Genomic DNA, 19,242 nt, shown 5'->3' with positions numbered 1-19,242 from the left:
TGCCGGGCATGTAACGCACTGTTCGCCACTCTTCCTGCACGTTGCAGCCTGCAGGAACAGCAGCGAACGGTCCGTTACAGCTCCGGGCCGCCCCCGCCGTCGAGCCGGGCCAGCAGCCCGCCGGGGCACTCCTCGGCGGTGATGGCGTAGAGGCGGTGGTCGCGCCAGGCGCCGTCGATGTGGAGGTAGCGCGGGGCGTAGCCGACCTCCTCGATGCCGAGCTTCTCCACGACGCGCAGCGAGTTGGAGTTCTCCGGCCGGATCGCGATCTCGATCCGGTGCAGCCCGATCGTGGTGAAGCAGTGGTCGACGGCGAGGGCGACGGCCCGCGGCATCACCCCGCGGCCGGCGAAGTCGCGATCGAGCCAGTAGCCGATCGAGGCGAACAGCGCCGAGCCGCGGACGACGTTGTTGACGGTGAGCTGGCCGGCGAAGCGGTCGTCGACCTCGATGGCGAAGGCGTAGGTCGTGCCGCGGCGGGCCTGCTGGTGCAGCCGCCGCACGAGCGAGCGGTACGACGTCGGGCGGGCGTCGCCGCCCGGCGGGACGGTCGCGTCCCACGGGACCAACCACGCGGCGTTGCGGCTGCGGGCCGAGCGCCAGGGGCCGGCGTCGGCGTAGGACAGCGGTCGGAGGGTCACGCCCTTCGAGTGCAGCCGCACCGGCCAGCCGCGGCTCACGCCTGCGCGCTCCCGCCGGGCCGGTCGTGGTCGCTGCCGACGACCTGCTCGACCGCGTGGACGACCAGCGGCTCGAGCACGGCGAGGCCGTCCTTGACGCCGCCGCGGGAGCCGGGGAGGTTCACGACCAGGCAGGTACCCACCACCCCGGCCAGCCCACGCGACAGCGACGCGGTCGGCACGCCCTTCGCGACCCCGTGGGCGCGGATCGCCTCGGCGATGCCCGGCACCTCGCGGTCGAGCAGCGGGCGGGTGGCCTCGGGCGTGCGGTCGGTCGGGGTGAGGCCCGTGCCGCCGGTGGTCAGCACGACCCGGGCGCCGGCGTCGACCGCAGCACGGATCGCCCGCCCCACCGCCTCACCGTCCGGTACGACGGCGGGCTCGCCGACCGCGAAGCCCAGCCGGGTGAGCCAGGAGACGATGAGCGGACCGGTCGTGTCGTCGTACACCCCCGCGGCCGCGCGGTTGGAGGCCACGACGACCGCGGCCGGCAACCCCGAGGGGCCGCTCACGGGCGCGCCCAGTCGCCGGACTTCCCGCCGGTCTTGGTCTCGACCCGGACGTCGGTGATCACCGCGGCCTTGTCGACCGCCTTGACCATGTCGACGACGGTCAGCGCGGCGACCGAGACGGCGGTGAGAGCCTCCATCTCCACGCCGGTGCGGTCGGTGGTGCGCACGGTCGCGGTGATGTCGACCGAGGTGTCGGTGACGACGAGGTCGACGACCACCCCGGAGAGCGCGAGCGGGTGGCACAGCGGGATGAGCGCCGAGGTCTGCTTGGCGCCCATGATCCCGGCGAGCCGGGCCACCGCGAGGGTGTCGCCCTTGGGCACGCCCGCGCCGCGGAGCAGGTCGACGACGGCCGCGGAGACCAGCACCCGGCCCGTCGCGCTGGCGGTGCGGGCGGTGACGTCCTTGGCCGACACGTCGACCATCCGGGCGGCGCCGGCCTCGTCGACGTGGGTGAGCCGGGGCTGCTCGGGCCCGGAGGGCGTGCCCATCTCAGATCTCCTCGTCGAGCCGGACCACCGCGACGGTGTCGCCGGCGGCCAGGGCGGTGACGTCCTCGGGCACGACGATCAGGCAGTCCGACGCGGCCAGGTCGCCCACCAGGTGCGAGCCGGGCCCGCCGACGGGGGCGACGTGCAGCCCGCTGCCGGAGGTGTCGAGCGCGCCGCGCAGGAACTGCCGGCGCCCCGGCGGCGAGGTCACCGCGTGGGTCAGCCGGGCGGGGACCTGCGGCCGGCTGTAGGGGTGGAGCCCCATCATCTTGCGCAGCGCGGGCAGCACGAAGGTCTCGAAGGAGATGTAGGAGGAGACGGGGTTGCCGGGCAGGGTGAAGATCGGCACCCGGTCCTCGCCGACGAAGCCGAAGCCCTGCGGCTTGCCCGGCTGCATCGCGACCGGCCCGAACCACACCCCGTGCGGGCGCAGCGCCTCCTTGACCACGTCGAAGTCGCCCTGGGAGACCCCGCCGGAGGTGACGACGACGTCGGCGCGCACCAGCTGGTCCTCGAGCGCGTCGAGGAAGGCGCGCGGCTCGTCGGGGACGATCCCGACCCGGTAGGCGATCGCGCCGGCGCGCCGGGCGGAGGCGGCCAGCAGGAAGGAGTTGCCGTCGTAGATCGAGTCGGTGCCGAGCGGCTGGCCCGGGTCGCGCAGCTCCGAGCCGGTGGAGAGCACCACCACGCGCGGGCGCGGGCGGGAGACCACGCCGGCCCGGCCGACCGCGGCGAGCAGGCCGAGGTGCCGCGGGCCGAGCACGGTCCCGGCCTCGACGAGCAGGTCGCCGACCGTGACGTCCTCGCCGGCGAGCCGGACGTGCTGCCCGACCTCGGGCGCCCGCTCGATGCGCACCTGGGCCACCCCGCGGTCGGTCCACTCGTACGGCACCACGCAGTCGGCCCCGGAGGGCACCGGCGCGCCGGTCATGATCTTCGCGGCGGTCCCGGGGGCGAGCGCCAGCAGCCCGGTGGACTGCCCGGCGCCGATCTCCCCCACGACCGGCAGGTGGACCGGCGACTCGGGGGTCGCGGAGACGACGTCGGCCCGCCGGACGGCGTACCCGTCCATCGCGGAGTTGTCGAAGCCGGGCAGCTGCACCCCGGCCACGACGTCCTCGGCGGCGGCGAGCCCGAGCGCCTCCATGAGCGGCTGCGGGTGGGCCGGGAGCGGCTCGATGGCCGCGAGCACCTGCTCGAGGTGCTCCTCGACCGAGCGCAGCGCCGGGTCAGGCATCCGCACCGGCCGGCTCCCCGAGGACGGTGCCGGGGTCGATCCGGCCGTTGGAGGAGCCCTCGAGCTCGACGTCGCCGACCAGCGTGACGCCCTTGCCGAAGGTCCAGTCGCCGTTGACCCGCAGCGAGGACGCCTCGCGCATGGACGGCGCGCCCTCGGGGAAGCGCTGGTCGAAGTCGCCGACGAGCTGGTAGTGCTCGGGGTCGAGGTCGACGAAGGGGATGCCGGGGGCGACCTGGTCGAGCACGAAATCCTGCCCGATGTCGTAGACGTCCGAGCGCAGCACGAGCAGGTCGTTCGTGGTCTTGACCGGCACGAACCGGTCGCGGCCGACCTCGATGAGGGCCGAGCCCTCGAAGACCTCGATCGCGGCGCCCATCGCGGTCTCGACCTGGACGACCTCCGGGGAGGTCTTGTCGCCGGGGTCGACGTTCTTGACGTTGCGGATCATCGGCAGCCCGAGGATGCCCTCGCGGACGTCGAGGGCCTCCTTCATCGCCCGCAGGTCGAACCAGAGGTTGTTGGTCGAGCAGAAGCGGTGCCGGCCGAGGTCGGCGAGCGCCTGCTTGTCCTCCTCGAGGGTCTGGGCGGTCTCGCGCAGCACGATCCGGCCGTCGGACCTGCGCCGCGCGAAGTGCCCGCCCTTGCGGTCCGAGGGCGTGCGCCGCACGGCCTCGATCGCGAACGGCGCGCCCGAGCGCGCGAACCAGCCCGCCACCAACGGGTCGGGGACGGCGCCGAGGTTGTCGGAGTTGGAGACGAGGACCCGCTCGTAGCCGGCCTCGACGAGCCGGTCGAGCAGCCCGGAGCCGCGCAGCGCGGTGTAGAGGTCGCCGTGGCCCGGCGGGCACCACTCCAGGTCGGGGTCCCGCGGCCAGGACACCGGCGTCAGGTCGGAGAGGAGCAGCTTGGGCTCCTTGTTCTGCAGGAACTGCAGCGGCAGCCCCTCGACGGGGAGGTCCGCGTAGCGGGCGAGGGCGGCCATGGTGTCGGCGGAGGTGCGGAAGCTGTTCATGAAGATCAGCGGCAGCGTCACGCCGTACGCCTGGCGCAGGTGCAGGACCTGCCGGGCGATGATGTCGAGGAAGGAGAGCCCGCGGCGCACGCACAGCAGCGACTTCGCGCGGTCCATGCCCATCGAGGTGCCGAGGCCGCCGTTGAGCTTGATGACGGCGGTCGTCCGCAGCGCCTCCACGCCGACCTCGTGGGGCACCTCGACGTCGGCGAGCGACTCCATGTCCACCGGCTCGATCGTGGACTCCGGGATCATCCCGGTCTCCCCGTGCTCGAGGAGGCGGTAGTAGTGGGCGAAGGTCTCGATCGCGACCTCGTCCACCCCCGCGGCGGACATCTTCTCGCGTGCCTTCTGCAGGCCAGCACTACCCATGCGCTCGATCGTAGGCTCGCAGGGTGAGCGACCGGCAACTTCCCGCGAAGACCGCTCTGCGCGACCAGCTCCTGGCGGCCCGTCGGCGGCGTCCCCTGCTCGAGGTCGGGGAGGCCGCGCGGGCCACCGCCGAGCACCTCCTGCACGCCCCGGAGGTACGCCGCGCGGCCACCGTGGCGGCGTACGTCTCGACCGGTGCGGAGCCCGGCACGTCGAGCCTGCTGGCGGGCCTGACGGCGGCCGGCAAGCGCGTCGTGCTGCCGCGGCTGCTCCCGGACGGCGACCTCGACTGGGGCACGTGGCGCGGCGAGACGGCCCTGGCCCCGGCCCGGATGGGCCTGCTGGAGCCGGTCGACTCGCTCGGGGTGGACGCGGTCGCGACGGCCGACGTGGTGCTGGTGCCGGGCCTCGCGGTCTCCGCCGACGGGATGCGGCTGGGCCGCGGCGGCGGGTCCTACGACCGGGCGCTGGCCCGGGTGCCGGCGGGCACGTGGACGTGCGTGCTGCTCCACGAGGAGGAGGTCGGGATCGAGGTGCCCGCCGAGCCGCACGACCGGCGGGTGCGGGCCGCGGCGACCGCCGCGGGGATCACTCGGTTCGGGCCGGCTCCAGCCTGAGCACGTCCGCCGCGGCGTCCTCGACCGCCGCGGGGCTGAACGGCCACGCGATCGTCTCGCCGCGGGCCCACAGGTCGGTCTGGTCGGTGTAGTGGCCGCTCGCGGGGTGCCCCGAGACGCCGGTCAGGTTGATCCAGCGCGATGCGTCGAGGTCGGCCAGCGAGACGACCATCCGCATCGAGGGCACCGAGGTGACGGCGTACCCCTCCGCGGCGTCCCAGCCGGTCGCGTCCACGATCGACGAGCCGCCGCCGAGCTCCCAGTCGCCGCGGTTGACCAGCGCCTCGACCGGGCCGATGCCGGACTCCCCCAGCGTCGGCGAGCGCAGCTCCAGGGAGTGCAGCCCGCCCCAGGACCAGTCCTCGGGGTGCAGCGACTGGAGCCGGGTCAGCTCGTCGCGCGCCTCGAGCAGCGCCCGGCGCAGCACGTCGTCGCGGTCCTCCACGACGCCGTCGGTGGTGACGTCGTCCCACCAGCGGTCCTCCGGCGCCCCGAGCAGCCGGGAGACGACGGCGAACCACCGCTGGCCGCCGTCGGGCCGCACCTCCTCGGGCAGCTCGTCGTGGAAGGTGTGCTCGAGCAGGGTGCGCCACACGACGTTGTAGTACGCCGCCGCCGCGCTGTCCGCGGGCTGCGAGCCGTCCCAGCCGGCCAGCAGCCGCTGCCCGTCGGAGGCGTAGCCGCGCGGCAGGTCGATGTCGAGGAGGTAGGGCACGAGCGTGGCGGCCATCGGGTTGCGGTCGTCGCGCTGCACCTCGAGCATCTCCTCGACCGAGAGCCCGCCGTCCGCCTCGATCTCGGCAGCGAGCAGGTCGCGGATGCGCTGGGAGCGGTAGCCGCGGTCCCAGTCCTGGGTCAGCGCGTAGGGGTAGTCGGGCCCGATGACCGCCTGGTTGGCGGTCACCACGAAGCCCTCGTCGGGGTCGAGCACGCTCGGCAGCCCGTCGAAGGGCACCGTCTCCCCTGTCCAGTCGTCCTCGGCCCGCCAGCCCTCGGCCGGCCACCGCCCGTCGTTGCCGGACTTGCGCACCGGCACCACGCCGGGCGCCTGGTAGCCGATGTGGCCGGCCCGGTCGGCGTACACGAGGTTCTGCGCGGGGACGGCGAACGAGGCCGCCGCCTCGCGGAAGGAGTCCCAGTCGCTCGCCGCGTTCATCGCCAGGATCGCGTCGGCGGTCGCGCTGGGCTCCAGCGCGGTCCACGCCAGCGCGACGGCCTGCCCGTCGCCGGCGGCGGCGATGTCCTCGTCGACGTCGGAGAGCAGCGGGCCGTGCCGGGTGGCGCGGACCTCGATGGTCACCGGGTCCGCGCCGCGCACCTCGATCGTCTCGGTGCGGACGCGCAGCGGCAGCACCTCGCCGTCGTAGCGGTAGCCGTCGCCGACCACCCGCTCGAGGTAGAGGTCGGTGACGTCGGGGCCGAGGTTGGTGAACCCCCAGGCGATGTCGGCGTTGTGGCCGATCACCACGCCCGGCACGCCGGAGAAGGTGAACCCGGCGACCTCGAGCGGGCACGCCTCGGAGACCGTCCGGCAGTGCAGGCCCATCTGCATCCACACCCCGGGCATCGACGCGCCGAGGTGGGGGTCGTTGGCCAGCAGCGGCTCGCCGGTCTCGGAGTGCTCCCCGTCGACCACCCAGCTGTTGGAGCCGATCCCGTCGCCCCGGCCCAGCCACGAGGGCACCGCGTCGAGCGCGGCGCGCACGCTCCGCAGGGCGGCCGTCCAGCCGGGGCGCTGCGGCAGCCGGGTGCCGCCGGTCTCCGCGCGGGCCTGGAAGACCCCGTCGACCACCGCGCCCTGCCCGACGATCGGCGCGTGCTCCTCGAAGGGGTACGCCGGCCACAGCTCCTCCGCGCGCTGCCGCCCGACCGCGGCGGCGGTCAGCGCGCGGTCGACCTCCTCGCCCATGTTGCCGCGCAGGTCCCACGCCATCGCCTTGAGCCAGGCCAGCGAGTCGACCGGCGACCAGTCCTCGGGGCGGTAGCCGAGGCCGGAGGCGTTGAGGACGGTGTACTCCACCGCGAGCTCGGAGGGCGACCGGTCGGCCAGGTAGGCGTTGACCCCGTCGGCGTACGCCTCGAGCACCTGGCGGGTCCGCGGCGCGACGATCGCCAGCTCCCGCTCGGCGACCCGGCGCCAGCCCATCGTGCGCACCGCCTTGTCGCTGTCCAGCGCCGACTCACCGAACATCTCCGCGAGCCGGCCGGCGGTCGCGTGCCGCCGCACGTCCATCTCGAAGAACCGCTCCTGGGCGTGCACGTAGCCCTGGGCCATCACCAGGTCGGTGAGGCTGTCGGCGTAGACCTGCGGCACCCCGTGCTCGTCGCGGACCACCTCCACCGCGGCGTCGAGGCCGGGCAGCTCGGCGGTGCCGGTCGTCTGCGGCAGCGGGCGGCGCACGAGCACCGAGACCGTGACGACCCCGACGACCAGCGCGAGGGCGAGCCCGCACGCGACGTACGTGGAGATCCGCGCCCAGCGCGGCCAGGACCGCACCGCTGCCAGCGGGCGGCGGCGCGGGGGCTGCTGGTCCTGGTCGGGCATGGTGTGCGACATTCTGCCTCTGTCCTAGAATTGGCAGTCGCACGACGAGAGTGCCAATGCCTCGCGTCTCCCGAGCAACCAGACCCCGGAGTGAACGTTGCCCACGTACCAGTACGCCTGCACCGAGTGCGGCCACGCCTTCGAGCAGTTCCAGAGCTTCTCCGACGACGCGCTGACTGAGTGCCCCGAGTGCTCCGGGCGCCTGCGCAAGCTGTTCAACGCGGTCGGCGTGGTCTTCAAGGGCTCGGGCTTCTACCGCACCGACAGCCGCTCGACCTCCTCCTCGAGCGACACCGCGGCGTCCACCCCGGCCGCCTCGTCGACCACGGCCTCCTCGTCCTCGTCGTCCTCGTCGAGCGACTCCGCGAGCAGCGGCTCGTCGTCGTCCTCCACGACCACCTCGGCGGCCGCCACCTCCTGATCCCCCGGCCGACTCCCGGGCTCGCCTCGAGGCCTGTGGAGAGCGCGGCGCACCGGCCGGCGGAACTGCCTACGGTCGGGCCATGCGCCTGCCCGACCGCCTGACCCGCCCCGCCCGAGCGGTACGCCGTGCCGTGCTGGCCCGGCGTCGCCCGCTCGCCGCGGTGCTCGCCGCGGCGGCCGTCGCCTTCGGGCTCCAGGCGACCGCCGCGCCACCGCCCCGCACGGTCCCGGTCACCGTGGCCGCGCGCGACCTGCCGGCCGGCACCGTCGTCGGGCCCGGCGACCTCACGACCGCGGCCTGGGCGCCGGGGACCGCGCCGGCCGAGCGGCCCGACCCCGTCGGGCGGGTGCTCGCGGCGGCGGTCCGCCGGGGCGAGCCGGTCACCGACGTCAGGCTCGTCGGGCCGCGGCTGACCGAGGGCCGCCCGGGGCTGACCGCGGTGCCGGTCCGGCTCCCCGACGCCGGCATGGCCGCGCTGCTCGAGGTCGGCGACGAGATCGACCTGCTGGCGGCCGATCCCCGCGCGGGCGGCGCGGCCGTGGTCGCCGCCGGCGTACCCGTCCTCGCCCTGCCTCTCGACGAGGAACCCGGCGTCGGGGGCAACGGCCTGACCGGCCGGTTGGTCGTCGTCGGCGCGGCGCCCACGGAGGTGTCGGCGCTCGCGGACGCGGCCACCCGGGCTTTCCTCACCTACGCCTGGAGCGGTTAGCGTGCCGAGGATCGGCTCGTCCCTCGGCCCTCGGAGGCACCATGCTCAGCGGCTTCAAGAACTTCCTGCTCCGCGGCAACCTCGTCGACCTCGCGGTCGCGGTCATCATCGGCACGGCGTTCGGTGCGGTCGTCGCGACGTTCACCAACTGGCTGACCGCGCAGCTGCCGGAGTCGGCCAGCGAGTACTTCACCAACGAGCCGAACACCTTCGGCGCCTTCCTCAACGCCGTGATCTCGTTCGTGATCCTGGCCGCGGTCGTCTACTTCTTCGTCGTCATGCCCTACACGAAGGCGAAGGAGCGCTACTTCCCCAGTGCCCCTGCGGGCACGCCGGAGGACATCAAGCTGCTCCAGGAGATCCGCGACCTGATCGCCGCCCAGCGCCCGCAGGCCTGAGCCGGTCCGGTCGCGTCAGCCGCCGTGGTGCGGCGGCACCTGCTCGCGCAGCCAGGTGTCGCCGTCGCGGCGCTCGCCCCGGCCACCCTCGTCGCGCTCGTCGCGAGTGATCTCCGGCAGCACCTCGCCGAATACCTCGGCTCGGCGCCGCGCCCGCTCCCACTCGGTGGTCGACCGGTCCGCGCCCTGGCTCGCCGACCCGCTCGCCGGCGCCTGACCCGCACGCTCCGGGCTCATGCGCACAGACCGGCGGCCTCGAGCTCGGCGGCGCGCTCGGGGTCGACATCGGGCGAGGCGCTGCCGGACGGACCGTCGTCGGGGCCGGCGCCGCCGGAGCCCTCGCCGGGGTTGCTGGTGCCGGGGACGTCGCCCGCGGTGATCACGCCGGCCTGGAGACGGCGGCTCAGCGGCTCGTCGTTGATCACCCGCTGCCAGAGGCGCTCGGCCTCGGGCAGCCACTCGACCCGTCCCGGGTCGACCTCGCTGTACTGGAACGGCACGGTGATGAACTTGATGTTGTCGAGCCCGATGTGCTGGAAGCTGTAGCCGACCTTCCCGAGCTGCCAGAGGTTCTCGAAGTCGGTGGTCAGCGAGTCGATCGCCGCGCCGAGGAAGTTCACGACCCGGTCGGGCCGGGCCAGCACGTTGCCGGAGACGACCTTCTTGGCCATGGCCGCGATGAACGCCTGCTGCCGCTTGATCCGGCCGATGTCCGAGCCGTCGCCGAGGGTGTAGCGGGCGCGCACGTAGTTGAGCGCCTCCTTGCCCTCGATCTCGCGGGTGCCGGCCGGGATGTTGATGCCGTGCGCGGGGTCGGAGATGTCCTCGGGGATGCAGACCTCGACGCCGTCGATCGCATCGACCATGTCCTGGAAGCCCTGGAAGTCCACGACCACGTAGTTGTCGAGCTTGATGCCGGTCAGCTGCTCGAACTGCCGCATCGTGCAGGCGGGCCCGCCCACGGAGTAGGCGACGTTCCACATCGCCCCGCTCTCGGCGGGGATCGTGTCGCCGTCCTCGGTGTAGCACTCGGGGCGGTCGACGAGGGTGTCGCGCGGGATGCTCACGCCGTAGGCGTTCTCCCGGTCCGCGGAGAGGTGGAAGAGGATCGTGGTGTCCGACCCGCCACCGGCCTCCTGGTCGATGTCGTTGCCGGCGCCCTCGCGGGTGTCGTCGCCCATGACCAGGATGTTCAGCGGGTCCTGCGGGCCCTCGACCGGCGCGGCGGTGGGGCGGTCGGTGCCGAGCTGGGGGTCGAGGTCGTCGACGTTGAGGTCGCCGTTGAGCGAGCGGTAGAGGAAGACCACCGAGAGGCCGGTGACCATCGCGAGCACCACGACGGTGGCGCCGAGCACGCGGGCGACGGTGTGTCGCCGACGGGGGCGGCCCTTGCGGCGACCGGACCGGCCGCGGGTGTCGGGCTTGCGGCGCGCCTCGGCCCGCGATGGGCCGGGCTGGGACGGCTCGGGTTGCGCGGGCTGCTCGTCGGGCATGGATCACCTTTGAATCGACAGGGACACCCCATTCTGACCGGCGGGTCCGAGGAACCCCAAAAACCCTCAGCGTGCTCTCAGCCGCACCGGGTCCGGCCCGGGGCCGGCCCGGGGCCCGGCCGAGTCACGTCCGGGGCCGCGGGGGCGGACCGAGGTCGACCCGGCACTCCTCGCCGGCGCAGTCGCGGAGGACCTTGAGGCGACGCAGCATCTCGCGCACCACGGGCCGGTGGCGGGCGTCGTACGCGAGGTTCTGGAGCTGGTAGCGGTCCCGCCGGTTGTCGTAGAGCTCGAGGAAGCCCTGCTCGCTCCACCGCACGAAGGTCCACCGCTCGTTGCGGACGCCGCGGTACCACCACGGGGTCGGCGTCTCGTCGGGGCGGCCGCCGGCCTGGATGAGGATGTCGGTGTCGGTACGGCGGCGGTCCCGGTCGCGCACGAACGGCAGGATCGAGCGGCCGTCGACCACCCGGCCCGGCTCCACCTCGGCCAGCTCGAGCACGGTCGGGGCGAGGTCGACCGTGGTGACGGTCTGGTCGCGGGTGGCGCCCTTCGGCACGCCGGGGCCGCGGACCAGCAGCGGCACCCGGATCGACTCCTCGTAGGGGAGGATCTTGCCGCGGTAGCGGTGCTCGCCGAGCAGGTAGCCGTTGTCGGAGGTGAAGACCACGACCGTGTCGTCGAGCTCGCCGGCCTTGCGCAGCGCCTTGAAGGTCCGGTCGACGCCCTGGTCGACCGCGGCGAGCGAGCGGATCCGCTGGCGGTGGAGGTACGTCGCCGAGCGGCGCCCGACCTTGTCGCGCTTGCGGATCTCGTGGCTCTTGTCGCGCACGTCGTCCTCGTCGAAGGACGGCTTGCGCAGCGACGGGGCGGCCGCGTTCGGGTACAGGTGGCGGTGCCGCGGGGCCGGCAGCGGCGGCTTGGCGCAGCCGGCGGCGTCGGCGCACAGGCCGTGGGGGGCGTAGTAGGAGGCCCAGATGAAGAACGGCTGGTCGGCCTCCGACCACTGCTCGACGAGCCGGACGGTGTCGTCGCGGATGACGTCGCTGGAGTACTCGGTGGCGTGGAAGGTCGGCTCCCCGTTGCCGTACATCGGGTAGCGCAGGTAGCCGAACTGGTTGGTCGTGGCGACGTTCCAGTAGTCCCAGCCGTCCGGCACGCCCTGGGTGGCGTCGTACTGGTTGAGGTACTTCCCGCTCATCCCGACCAGGTAGCCGGACTTCTGCAGCCACGAGGCCAGGGTGTTGTCGGGGTCGACGAGCGCGCCGGCGCCGCCGTAGGGACCGGCGTTGGTGTGGACGCCGTTGTTCTGCGCGAACTGGCCGGTGAGGATCTCCGCGCGCGCCGGGCAGCACAGCGGGTGCGGGGAGATCATGTTGCGGAACGTCACCCCGCCGCGGCCGAGCCAGCGACGGGTCTTCGGCATCCACCGCATGTCGGTGAGGGCCTGGTCGTCGGTGGTGATGAGCACGATGTTCGGCCGGTCGTCGTCGGCGCGCCGGGCCTCGGGCCGGTGCCGCGGGCGCTCGTACTCATAGCCCTGGGAGTTCATCCCCGAGCGCTGGCCGGCCGTGGGCGTCGTCTGCTCGACCTGCCGAGGCACGTCCTGGCGCTTCGGGGAGGCGAGCGCGGTCGTCACCAGCACGCTGACGCCGAGCACGATCGCCAGGAGGACGAGGACACGTCGAAGCACCGGGCCCTCCTTCCCCATGCGTCGCGGACCCACTCCCAGGTTAAGGACCCGGCCTGGCGACCCTCGCATCGCGGACGCACTTTCGGCCTGCCAGGATGGACGCGCCGCCCCAGTAGCTCAGCGGATAGAGCAGCCGCCTCCTAAGCGAAAGGTCGCAGGTTCGACTCCTGCCTGGGGCACCACCGGCTCCTCCTCCCGTTCCACTCCGCCGAAACCTCACTTCTGGCGTGCCGAAACCTCACTTCCGACGTGCCGAGACTGCAGTTCCGGTACGTCGAGACCGCACTTGCCGACCCCACCGCTAGAACTGCCCACTCGACCGACCAGAACTGCCCACTCGGCCGGCCAGAAGTGCCGACTCGGCGGGGTCGCCGGAGACGCGGGTGTGGATGGTGCGGCCGTCGGTCTCGCGGACGACGTCCACGGTGAACCACGACTGCGCGCGGCGGGCCCACCCGCAGCGGCCGCTAGCGTGCGCCACATGGACACCCCAGCCGACACCGCAGCGGGGCGTTGGTGGGCCGGTAGCGGCCCCCTCGACGTCGAGCGGCTCGCCGGGGAGGCCGTCGGCGAGGTCTGCGCGGCCGCCGCCGACCTCGCGGCTCGACGCGGATCGGCCCTCGGCAGCATCACGACGACGCCCGCGCTCGTGGCCGCCGCGTTCGCGGCCCCCGACCACCTGCGCATCGACGGCCGGGAGGGCGAGGGCTGGGCGCCGCTCTCGGGCTTCGTCGAGGCCCGGGACGGCTGGGTCCGGCTGCACGCCAACTACCCGCACCACGCCGAGGCCCTGCGCAGCGCCCTGGAGGTCGAGGACCGCGCGCAGCTGACCGAGGTGGTCGCCGCGATGGCCGCCGAGGACGTCGAGGCGCGGGTCGTCGGCGCGGGCGGCATCGCCACCGTCGTCCGTACCGCGGCGGCCTGGGCCCAGCACCCCCACGGAGCCGCCACCGCCGCCGAGCCGTGGTCCACCGTGGAGCCGCACGCCGAGCGCCGCCCGCTGCCGAGGACGACGGGGCTCCCCCTCGACGGGGTGCGCGTCCTCGACCTGACCCGGGTGATCGCCGGCCCCACCTGCTCCCAGGTGCTCGCCTGCCTGGGGGCCGACGTGCTGCGCCTGGACCCCCCGCACCGCCCCGAGCTGATCGACCAGTACCTCTCCAACGGCATGGGGAAGCGCTCGGCCGAGGTCGACCTCGCCACCGCGGGCGCGGAGGTACGGCGGCTGCTGACCCGGGCCGACGTGGTCCTCCTCGGCTACCGCCCGGGGTCCCTGGCGCGGTTCGGGTTTGATCCCCGGTCGCTCCTCGAGCGCGACCCCACGCTGGTCGTCGGGTCGCTGTCGGCGTGGGGCGAGGAGGGCCCGTGGGGGCACCATCCCGGGTTCGACTCGATCGTGCAGGCCGCGTCCGGGATCGCCGATGCCTACGGCCGCGACGGCCGCCCCGGCGCGCTCCCCGTCCAGGCCCTCGACCACGCCACGGGCTACCTGCTGGCCGCCCGGGTCCTCACGCTGCTCGCCCGTGGCCGGGGCGGCCTCGTCCGGGCCAGCCTGCTCGGCGCCGCCCGCACCCTGCTCGACCTCCCGCGACCGGTCGCTGAGCCGGCCGAGCCGGTCGCGGACCTGCCGGTGCCGACGGTGACCGTCGACTCCCCGCACGGCCGGCTGACGGTGGTCCCGCCGCCGTTCCTCCTCGACGGCCGGACCGCCGGGCGCGCGGTCGGCGGTTACGGGGCGGCGCCGCTGTCCTGGGCCTGACCCCGGCCCCGACCTCCGGGCCGGGGCCAGGGAACACAGATCAGTCGAGGACCTCGAAGCGCATCCCGGCGGACTGGAGGCGGGCGAGCAGGTGGTCGCCCATCGCGGCGGCGGTGGTGACCGAGCCGGAGGTGGGCGGGTTGTCGTCGAGGGCCAGGCACATCGCGGACTCGGCGAGCATCTTGGCGGTCTCGCCGTAGCCGGGGTCGCCGCCGGAGACGCGGGTGTGGATGGTGCGGCCCCCGGTCTCCCCGACGAAGTCGACGGTGAACCAGGACTTCGCGCGGCGGGCCTCGTCGGGGCCCTCCCCCTGCTTGATCCGGCCGAGCAGGGCGTTGCGCACCGGACCGACCTGGGCCGCCAGGGTCAGGGCCGTCACGCCGGCGGCGCCCCCGGCGGCGTACCGCAGGGTCTTGGTGCCGGCGAAGTGGGAGTAGCGGAACTTCGGCCCGTACGCCGCGAGCGCGTCGCCGCTGCGCGCGATGATGAACGGGTCGACCGTCGGCAGCGGCAGCAGCCAGTAGCCGGTGACCGGGTCCTTGCCGGGCTTGGCGGCGACCGCCCGCGAGGAGCGGCCCTCGGGGCGCTGGCCCAGCCGCTTCTCCAGCGCGCGGCGCTCGGAGGAGGCGGCCCGCATCTGCCGGGCGCGGGAGAACTGGGTCATCGCGGAGTGGAACGTGCCGCCCGAGACGGTGCCGCCGCCGCGGACGACGCCGCGCAGGGTGAGCGGGCCGTCGACGGGGGCGAGCTGCTGGACGGTGAAGTACGCGCCCAGGTCGTGCGGGATGGAGTCGAAGCCGCAGGCGTGGACGATCCGCGCACCGGTGCGCTGGGCGGTCTCGTGGTGGGCGGTGAACATCCGGTCGACGAACTCCGGCTCGCCGGTGAGGTCGAGGTAGTCGGTGCCGGCCTCCGCGCACGCGGCCACCAGCGGCTCGCCGTGGGTGAGGTAGGGGCCGACGGTGGTGGCCACGACGCGGGCCCTGCCGGCGAGCTCGGCCAGCGAGGCCGGGTCGGCGCTGTCCGCGGTCAGCAGCGGCAGCTCGGCGAGCGAGGCGTCGATGCGCGCCAGCCGGTCGCGGACCCGGGCGAGCTTGTCGGCGTTGCGCCCGGCGATCGCCCAGCGCAGGCCGGCCGGGGCGTGCTCGGCGAGGTACTCGGCGGTGAGCCCCCCGGTGAAGCCGGTCGCGCCGAGCAGGACGAGGTCGAAGGGGCGCTCGGAAGCGCGGTCGCTGGCCATGGCGGAAACGTACGCTGGAGGCATGTGCCGCAACATCCGCCCCCTTCACAACTTCGAGCCGCCCGCCACCGGCGACGAGGTCACCGCGGCGGCCCTGCAGTACGTCCGCAAGGTCAGCGGCACCACCAAGCCCTCCCAGGCCAACCAGGCGGCCTTCGACCGCGCCGTGGCCGAGATCGCCCACGTCACCCAGCACCTGCTCGACGACCTGGTGACCACCGCGCCGCCCAAGGACCGCGAGGTGGAGGCGGAGAAGGCCCGCGCCCGGGCCGCGCTCCGCTACGCACGGTGACCGAGACGTACGCCGCCGCGCCGGCCGCCCTCGCGCCGGCGCTGGACCCCGCGCTGGACCCCGCGCTGGACCCCGCGCTGGACCTGCTGGCCACCGGCCCGCTCGTCGTGCTGACCGGGGCCGGCCTCTCGACCGACTCCGGCATCCCGGACTACCGCGGGCCGGGCCGGCCGCCGCGGACGCCGATGCTCTACGGGGAGTTCGTCTCCGGCCCGGCCGCCCGGCAGCGCTACTGGGCCCGCAGCCACCTGGGCTGGGGGCGGATGCGCCACGCCGAGCCGAACCCCGGCCACCGCGCGCTCGTGGCGCTCGACCCCGAGCTGCTCATCACCCAGAACGTCGACGGCCTGCACGAGCGGGCCGGCCAGCGCGCGGTCGTCGCGCTGCACGGCCGGATCGCCGAGGTGGTCTGCCTGGAGTGCCGGGCGGTCTCGGACCGGGCGGCGCTGCACGAGCGGATGACGGAGGCCAACCCCGGCTTCACCGAGCGGCACGCCGCGGTCGCGGTCAACCCCGACGGCGACGTCGAGCTCGACGACCCCGCGGTGCTCGCGGACTTCGTGGTCCCCGACTGCGAGGCGTGCGGCGGGGTGCTCAAGCCGCACGTGGTCTTCTTCGGCGAGAACGTCCCGCCCGACCGCGTCGAGCGCTGCTACGCGGCCGTCGACGCGTTGGCGGCCACCGGCGGGACGCTGCTGGTGGCCGGCTCGAGCCTGACGGTGATGAGCGGGCTGCGGTTCGTCCGCCGCGCGGCCCGCAACGGCACGCCGGTCGTCATCGTCAACCGGGGCGCGACCCGCGGCGACGACCTGGCGACGTACACCCTCGACGTGGGGTGCAGCGAGCTGCTCAGCGCCCTGGTCGAGCGACGCGGCGCAGCCCTCCCCGGAGCCCGGCCGCCCGGGTGAGCCCTCAGAGGCGGCGGACGAAGATGTGGTTGGCCGCCTCGGGGACGATCTCGGCGGTCTCCCCGCCGGAGCCGACGAGCACGCCCTCCTCGGTCGCGACCACGGTGACGGTCTTGTCGGGCAGCGCGCCGACCCGCCGCAGGGCGCTCATCAGGACCTCGTCCTTCTGCATCTCCTCGGAGATGCGGCGCACGAGCACGCGGCCCTCGTCGAAGCCCGCGGCCTTCGACAGCGGCTCGACGCCCTCCATGAAGCCCTCGGGCGCCGGCTCCTGGCCGAGCTCGGCCAGGCCGGGGATCGGGTTGCCGTACGGCGACTCCGTGGGGTGGTCGAGCAGCTCCAGCAGGCGGCGCTCGACGGTCTCGGACATGACGTGCTCCCAGCGGCACGCCTCCTCGTGGACCAGCTCCCACTCCAGCCCGATGACGTCGGTCAGCAGCCGCTCGGCCAGCCGGTGCTTGCGCATCACCCGGACCGCGAGCCGCCGGCCCTCGTCGGTGAGCTCGAGGTGCCGGTCGCCCTCGACGGTCACCAGACCGTCGCGCTCCATCCGGGCCACGGTCTGGGAGACCGTCGGCCCGCTCTGGTGCAGCCGCTCGGCGATCCGGGCACGCAGCGGGACGATCCCTTCCTCGACCAGCTCATAGATGGTCCGGAGGTACATCTCGGTGGTGTCGATCAGGTCGCTCACGCCGGTCATTGTGTCCCATGGGCCCTGGAGCGGCATCCGGCTGGGCACCGGGCACCCGTGTCCAGTGTGATGTGGTTCCGCCGCGACCTGCGCCTGCGCGACAACCCCGCCCTGCTCGAGGCGTGCGCGGACGGCGCGGTGCTCCCGCTGTTCGTCCTCGACCCCCGCCTGTGGGGCCCCGCCGGCCCGACCCGCCGGGCCTACCTCGCCGCGTCGCTCCGCTCGCTCGACGCCGCCCTGCGCGGCCTCGGAGCCCCCGGCCTGCAGGTCGGGGAGGGCGACCCGGTACGTCGCGTGCCGCTCGCCGCCCGCGCGGCCGGCGCCGAGCGGGTCCACGTCGCGGCCGACTTCGGCCCCTACGGCCGCGAGCGGGACGCGGCCGTCGAGCAGGCGCTGGCCGCCGACGGGGTCGAGCTCGTGCGCACCGGCTCGCCCTACGCCGTGCCCCCGGGCACGGTGACCAGCGGCTCGGGCGACCACTACCGGGTCTTCACCCCCTTCCACCGCGTCTGGGCCCAGCAGGACCGGCCGGCGCCGCAGGACGCCCCGGCGCACGCGGACTGGCTGGCGCTCGACGAGGGCACCGTCGGGCTCCCCGAGGTCGACCCGCCCGACGGGCTGGAGCTGCCCGCGGCGGGCGAGGACGCGACCGCCGAGCGGTGGCGGGCGTTCCTCGACCAGGGCATCGACGACTACGACGAGCAGCGCGACCTGCCGGGCACCGACGGGACCTCGCGGATGTCGGTGCACCTGAAGTGGGGCGAGGTGCACCCGCGGCAGCTGCTCGGCGATCTCGCGCGGAGGCGGAGCACCGGCGCGGCGACGTACCGCAAGGAGCTGGCGTGGCGGGAGTTCTACGCCGACGTGCTCTGGCGCCAGCCGCGCACCGCCCGGGAGTACTACAAGACCCAGTACGCCCGGCTCGACTACGACGAGCCCGGCGCGCTGTTCGAGGCCTGGCAGGAGGGCCGCACCGGCTTCCCCGTCGTCGACGCCGGGATGCGTCAGCTGCGCTCGGTCGGCTGGATGCACAACCGGGTGCGGATGATCACCGCCAGCTTCCTGGTCAAGGACCTGCACGTGGAGTGGCAGCACGGCGCCCGCCACTTCCTGCACTGGCTCTCCGACGGCGACCTCGCCTCCAACAACCACGGCTGGCAGTGGGTGGCCGGCTCCGGCACCGACCCCTCGCCGTTCTTCCGGGTCTTCAACCCCACCGGCCAGGGCCGCAGGTTCGACCCGGAGGGGGCCTACGTGCGCCGCTGGGTGGCGGAGCTCGCCGACCCCGAGCGGGTGCCCGACCCGCACGAGCCGTCGGGCGAGGTCCGCGCCGCGGTCGGCTACCCCGAGCCGATCGTCGACCACGCCGCCGAGCGCCGCGAGGCGCTGGCCCGCTGGGAGCGGATCCGCTGACCTGAGCCGGTGCCGCTCAGCCGGTGAAGGCGGAGGGGTCGATCTCGAACCACACCTGCTCGGAGGCGGCGAGGAGCCGACCGTCGGCGGCGCGGAGGGTGGTGGCGGTGTGGTGCCGGCGACCGTCGCGGGAGCGCACGGCGCCGACGACGACGTGCTCGGCGCCGGCCTCGGGCAGGGCGTGCACCTCGGCGGTAATCGAGCCCAGCACCATCGGGCGCTCGCCGATGCCGGCGGCCCAGGCGCCGGCGCAGTCGATGGCGGCCCACGTCGCCTCGGGGGTGGCATGGTCGGGGCCCGGCGTCCACGGCGCCGCGACGACCCCGGGCTCCCCGGCCACGGGGCCGGGGAAGACCCGCAGCCCGTCGCCTGCGGCCCGCTCCGGGCCGCAGGAGAAGCAGTGGGCGAAGGGGTGCGCGCGGAACCCGTCGTACGCCGCCGCGGCGGCCGTCGCGACGTCGAGCGGGACCGGGGCCAGCGGCTCGGGCGCCGGGCCCGGTCGGGCCTGCAGCACCACCGCGCCGTCGAGCGTCGCCACGGTCCAGCCGTCCTGCTCGCCCACCGGCATCGGCACGTCCAGCGGCGGCGGCTTGCGCAGCCGGACCTCGACGCCGCCGCCGGCGGCCCCCGGGGCCACGTGCTGGGCGAGCGCGCCGGCGCACCAGCCGCCGTTGCCCGAGCCGGGCGGGCCGTTGAAGGTGGCGGGGACGATCAGCGTGGGCGTGGGGGGCGTCGACACCCCGCCATCCTTGC

20 protein-coding genes, 1 tRNA gene and 1 pseudogene are annotated in these 19,242 nt (G+C 74.7%); 9 read left to right on the top strand and 13 right to left on the bottom strand.

The window, feature by feature from the left end; all coding sequences use genetic code 11:
* Positions 1-74 precede the first annotated feature (74 nt).
* From HPC71_RS03185 to HPC71_RS03165, 5 genes are read right to left on the bottom strand one after another with little or no spacing between them, the layout of a single operon-like run.
* Complete coding sequence (locus HPC71_RS03185) at positions 75-680, bottom strand: GNAT family N-acetyltransferase (RefSeq protein ID WP_171896082.1); 606 nt, start codon at positions 678-680, stop codon at positions 75-77.
* The gene (locus HPC71_RS03180) at positions 677-1,192 is read right to left on the bottom strand and encodes a MogA/MoaB family molybdenum cofactor biosynthesis protein (RefSeq protein ID WP_253943880.1); all 516 of its coding nucleotides are present in this window, start codon (positions 1,190-1,192) and stop codon (positions 677-679) included. The genes HPC71_RS03185 and HPC71_RS03180 overlap by 4 nt, the downstream gene beginning before the upstream one ends.
* Positions 1,189-1,683: a cyclic pyranopterin monophosphate synthase MoaC gene (gene moaC, locus HPC71_RS03175; protein ID WP_154613617.1), complete on the bottom strand. Its 495-nt coding sequence runs from the start codon at positions 1,681-1,683 to the stop codon at positions 1,189-1,191. Before moaC ends, HPC71_RS03180 begins: the two co-directional genes overlap by 4 nt.
* A gap of 1 nt (position 1,684) precedes the next feature.
* A complete protein-coding gene (gene glp / locus HPC71_RS03170; protein WP_154613616.1) occupies positions 1,685-2,920 on the bottom strand; it encodes a molybdotransferase-like divisome protein Glp in 1,236 nt (411 codons plus the stop codon).
* A complete protein-coding gene (locus HPC71_RS03165; protein WP_154613615.1) occupies positions 2,913-4,307 on the bottom strand; it encodes a UTP--glucose-1-phosphate uridylyltransferase in 1,395 nt (464 codons plus the stop codon). Before HPC71_RS03165 ends, glp begins: the two co-directional genes overlap by 8 nt.
* Before the next feature lie 23 nt (positions 4,308-4,330).
* On the opposite strand from HPC71_RS03165, the gene HPC71_RS03160 reads away from it, so the two are divergent.
* Positions 4,331-4,924, top strand: a complete 594-nt coding sequence (locus HPC71_RS03160) for a 5-formyltetrahydrofolate cyclo-ligase (protein ID WP_171896080.1) — start codon at positions 4,331-4,333, stop codon at positions 4,922-4,924.
* Here HPC71_RS03160 and HPC71_RS03155 read toward each other — a convergent pair.
* Complete coding sequence (locus HPC71_RS03155; RefSeq protein WP_154613614.1) at positions 4,896-7,469, bottom strand: penicillin acylase family protein; 2,574 nt, start codon at positions 7,467-7,469, stop codon at positions 4,896-4,898. The genes HPC71_RS03160 and HPC71_RS03155 overlap by 29 nt on opposite strands.
* 97 nt (positions 7,470-7,566) lie before the next feature.
* Between HPC71_RS03155 and HPC71_RS21220 the strand changes: the two are divergent.
* Positions 7,567-7,659: pseudogene (locus tag HPC71_RS21220) on the top strand (FmdB family zinc ribbon protein); the annotation flags it as partial.
* Positions 7,660-7,721: 62 nt separating this feature from the next.
* Here HPC71_RS21220 and HPC71_RS21215 read toward each other — a convergent pair.
* Positions 7,722-7,883, bottom strand: coding sequence for a hypothetical protein (locus tag HPC71_RS21215; RefSeq protein ID WP_326832938.1), 162 nt, complete (start codon positions 7,881-7,883; stop codon positions 7,722-7,724).
* A gap of 89 nt (positions 7,884-7,972) precedes the next feature.
* Here HPC71_RS21215 and HPC71_RS03145 point away from each other — a divergent pair, with 89 nt between their 5' ends.
* Both HPC71_RS03145 and HPC71_RS03140 read left to right on the top strand, forming a co-directional pair.
* Positions 7,973-8,602 carry an SAF domain-containing protein gene (locus HPC71_RS03145; protein ID WP_154613612.1) on the top strand — a complete coding sequence of 210 codons (630 nt, stop codon included), beginning with the start codon at positions 7,973-7,975 and terminating at the stop codon, positions 8,600-8,602.
* Between the two features lie 41 nt (positions 8,603-8,643).
* Positions 8,644-9,000, top strand: coding sequence for an MscL family protein (locus tag HPC71_RS03140; RefSeq protein WP_154613611.1), 357 nt, complete (start codon positions 8,644-8,646; stop codon positions 8,998-9,000).
* A gap of 15 nt (positions 9,001-9,015) precedes the next feature.
* Here the strand turns inward: HPC71_RS03140 and HPC71_RS03135 are convergent, their stop codons facing one another.
* The 3 genes from HPC71_RS03135 to HPC71_RS03125 all read right to left on the bottom strand — a co-directional run bounded on the left by HPC71_RS03135 (position 9,016) and on the right by HPC71_RS03125 (position 12,186).
* On the bottom strand, positions 9,016-9,237 hold the full coding sequence (locus HPC71_RS03135; RefSeq protein WP_154613610.1) for a hypothetical protein: 222 nt from the start codon (positions 9,235-9,237) through the stop codon (positions 9,016-9,018).
* Complete coding sequence (locus HPC71_RS03130; RefSeq protein WP_154613609.1) at positions 9,234-10,493, bottom strand: LCP family protein; 1,260 nt, start codon at positions 10,491-10,493, stop codon at positions 9,234-9,236. Before HPC71_RS03130 ends, HPC71_RS03135 begins: the two co-directional genes overlap by 4 nt.
* Before the next feature lie 124 nt (positions 10,494-10,617).
* Positions 10,618-12,186, bottom strand: a complete 1,569-nt coding sequence (locus HPC71_RS03125) for a sulfatase family protein (protein WP_171896078.1) — start codon at positions 12,184-12,186, stop codon at positions 10,618-10,620.
* A 106-nt stretch (positions 12,187-12,292) separates the two neighbouring features.
* Between HPC71_RS03125 and HPC71_RS03120 the strand changes: the two genes are divergently transcribed.
* Both HPC71_RS03120 and HPC71_RS03115 read left to right on the top strand, forming a co-directional pair.
* A tRNA-Arg gene (locus HPC71_RS03120) sits at positions 12,293-12,368 on the top strand.
* A 299-nt stretch (positions 12,369-12,667) separates the two neighbouring features.
* Positions 12,668-13,945, top strand: a complete 1,278-nt coding sequence (locus HPC71_RS03115; protein WP_154613607.1) for a CoA transferase — start codon at positions 12,668-12,670, stop codon at positions 13,943-13,945.
* Positions 13,946-13,985: 40 nt separating this feature from the next.
* Here the strand turns inward: HPC71_RS03115 and HPC71_RS03110 are convergent, their stop codons facing one another.
* Positions 13,986-15,185 (bottom strand): saccharopine dehydrogenase family protein, encoded by a 1,200-nt coding sequence (locus HPC71_RS03110; RefSeq protein ID WP_154613606.1) that lies wholly within the window; start codon positions 15,183-15,185, stop codon positions 13,986-13,988.
* Positions 15,186-15,207: 22 nt separating this feature from the next.
* Between HPC71_RS03110 and HPC71_RS03105 the strand changes: the two genes are divergently transcribed.
* Both HPC71_RS03105 and HPC71_RS03100 read left to right on the top strand, forming a co-directional pair.
* The gene (locus HPC71_RS03105; RefSeq protein WP_154613000.1) at positions 15,208-15,477 is read left to right on the top strand and encodes a DUF2277 domain-containing protein; all 270 of its coding nucleotides are present in this window, start codon (positions 15,208-15,210) and stop codon (positions 15,475-15,477) included.
* Positions 15,474-16,385 (top strand): Sir2 family NAD-dependent protein deacetylase, encoded by a 912-nt coding sequence (locus HPC71_RS03100; RefSeq protein WP_253943879.1) that lies wholly within the window; start codon positions 15,474-15,476, stop codon positions 16,383-16,385. Before HPC71_RS03105 ends, HPC71_RS03100 begins: the two co-directional genes overlap by 4 nt.
* 4 nt (positions 16,386-16,389) lie before the next feature.
* Here HPC71_RS03100 and HPC71_RS03095 read toward each other — a convergent pair whose 3' ends face one another.
* Positions 16,390-17,076: an iron-dependent transcriptional repressor DtxR gene (locus HPC71_RS03095; protein ID WP_171896076.1), complete on the bottom strand. Its 687-nt coding sequence runs from the start codon at positions 17,074-17,076 to the stop codon at positions 16,390-16,392.
* Positions 17,077-17,133: 57 nt separating this feature from the next.
* Here HPC71_RS03095 and HPC71_RS03090 point away from each other — a divergent pair, with 57 nt between their 5' ends.
* A complete protein-coding gene (locus tag HPC71_RS03090; protein WP_253943878.1) occupies positions 17,134-18,489 on the top strand; it encodes a cryptochrome/photolyase family protein in 1,356 nt (451 codons plus the stop codon).
* A gap of 16 nt (positions 18,490-18,505) precedes the next feature.
* Here HPC71_RS03090 and HPC71_RS03085 read toward each other — a convergent pair whose 3' ends face one another.
* Positions 18,506-19,228 carry a hypothetical protein gene (locus HPC71_RS03085; RefSeq protein ID WP_216656527.1) on the bottom strand — a complete coding sequence of 241 codons (723 nt, stop codon included), beginning with the start codon at positions 19,226-19,228 and terminating at the stop codon, positions 18,506-18,508.
* Positions 19,229-19,242: the final 14 nt, after the last annotated feature.

The organism is Nocardioides marmotae (assembly GCF_013177455.1).
In the GTDB taxonomy this organism is placed as follows: Bacteria; Actinomycetota; Actinomycetes; order Propionibacteriales; family Nocardioidaceae; genus Nocardioides; species Nocardioides marmotae.
The sequence above is the reverse complement of the archived record's forward strand: the minus strand, read 5'-3'. Positions and strand labels throughout refer to the sequence as shown.

Bases quoted from the DNA above. Each gene is read 5' to 3' on its own strand.
- HPC71_RS03115 (WP_154613607.1), top strand. From the start codon at position 12,668: ATGGACACCCCAGCCGACACCGCAGCGGGGCGTTGGTGGGCCGGTAGC.
- HPC71_RS03110 (WP_154613606.1), bottom strand. From the start codon at position 15,185: ATGGCCAGCGACCGCGCTTCCGAGCGCCCCTTCGACCTCGTCCTGCTC.
- HPC71_RS03105 (WP_154613000.1), top strand. From the start codon at position 15,208: ATGTGCCGCAACATCCGCCCCCTTCACAACTTCGAGCCGCCCGCCACC.
- HPC71_RS03140 (WP_154613611.1), top strand. From the start codon at position 8,644: ATGCTCAGCGGCTTCAAGAACTTCCTGCTCCGCGGCAACCTCGTCGAC.
- HPC71_RS03165 (WP_154613615.1), bottom strand. From the start codon at position 4,307: ATGGGTAGTGCTGGCCTGCAGAAGGCACGCGAGAAGATGTCCGCCGCG.
- moaC (WP_154613617.1), bottom strand. From the start codon at position 1,683: ATGGGCACGCCCTCCGGGCCCGAGCAGCCCCGGCTCACCCACGTCGAC.
- HPC71_RS03145 (WP_154613612.1), top strand. From the start codon at position 7,973: ATGCGCCTGCCCGACCGCCTGACCCGCCCCGCCCGAGCGGTACGCCGT.
- HPC71_RS03155 (WP_154613614.1), bottom strand. From the start codon at position 7,469: ATGCCCGACCAGGACCAGCAGCCCCCGCGCCGCCGCCCGCTGGCAGCG.
- HPC71_RS03130 (WP_154613609.1), bottom strand. From the start codon at position 10,493: ATGCCCGACGAGCAGCCCGCGCAACCCGAGCCGTCCCAGCCCGGCCCA.
- glp (WP_154613616.1), bottom strand. From the start codon at position 2,920: ATGCCTGACCCGGCGCTGCGCTCGGTCGAGGAGCACCTCGAGCAGGTG.
- HPC71_RS03135 (WP_154613610.1), bottom strand. From the start codon at position 9,237: ATGAGCCCGGAGCGTGCGGGTCAGGCGCCGGCGAGCGGGTCGGCGAGC.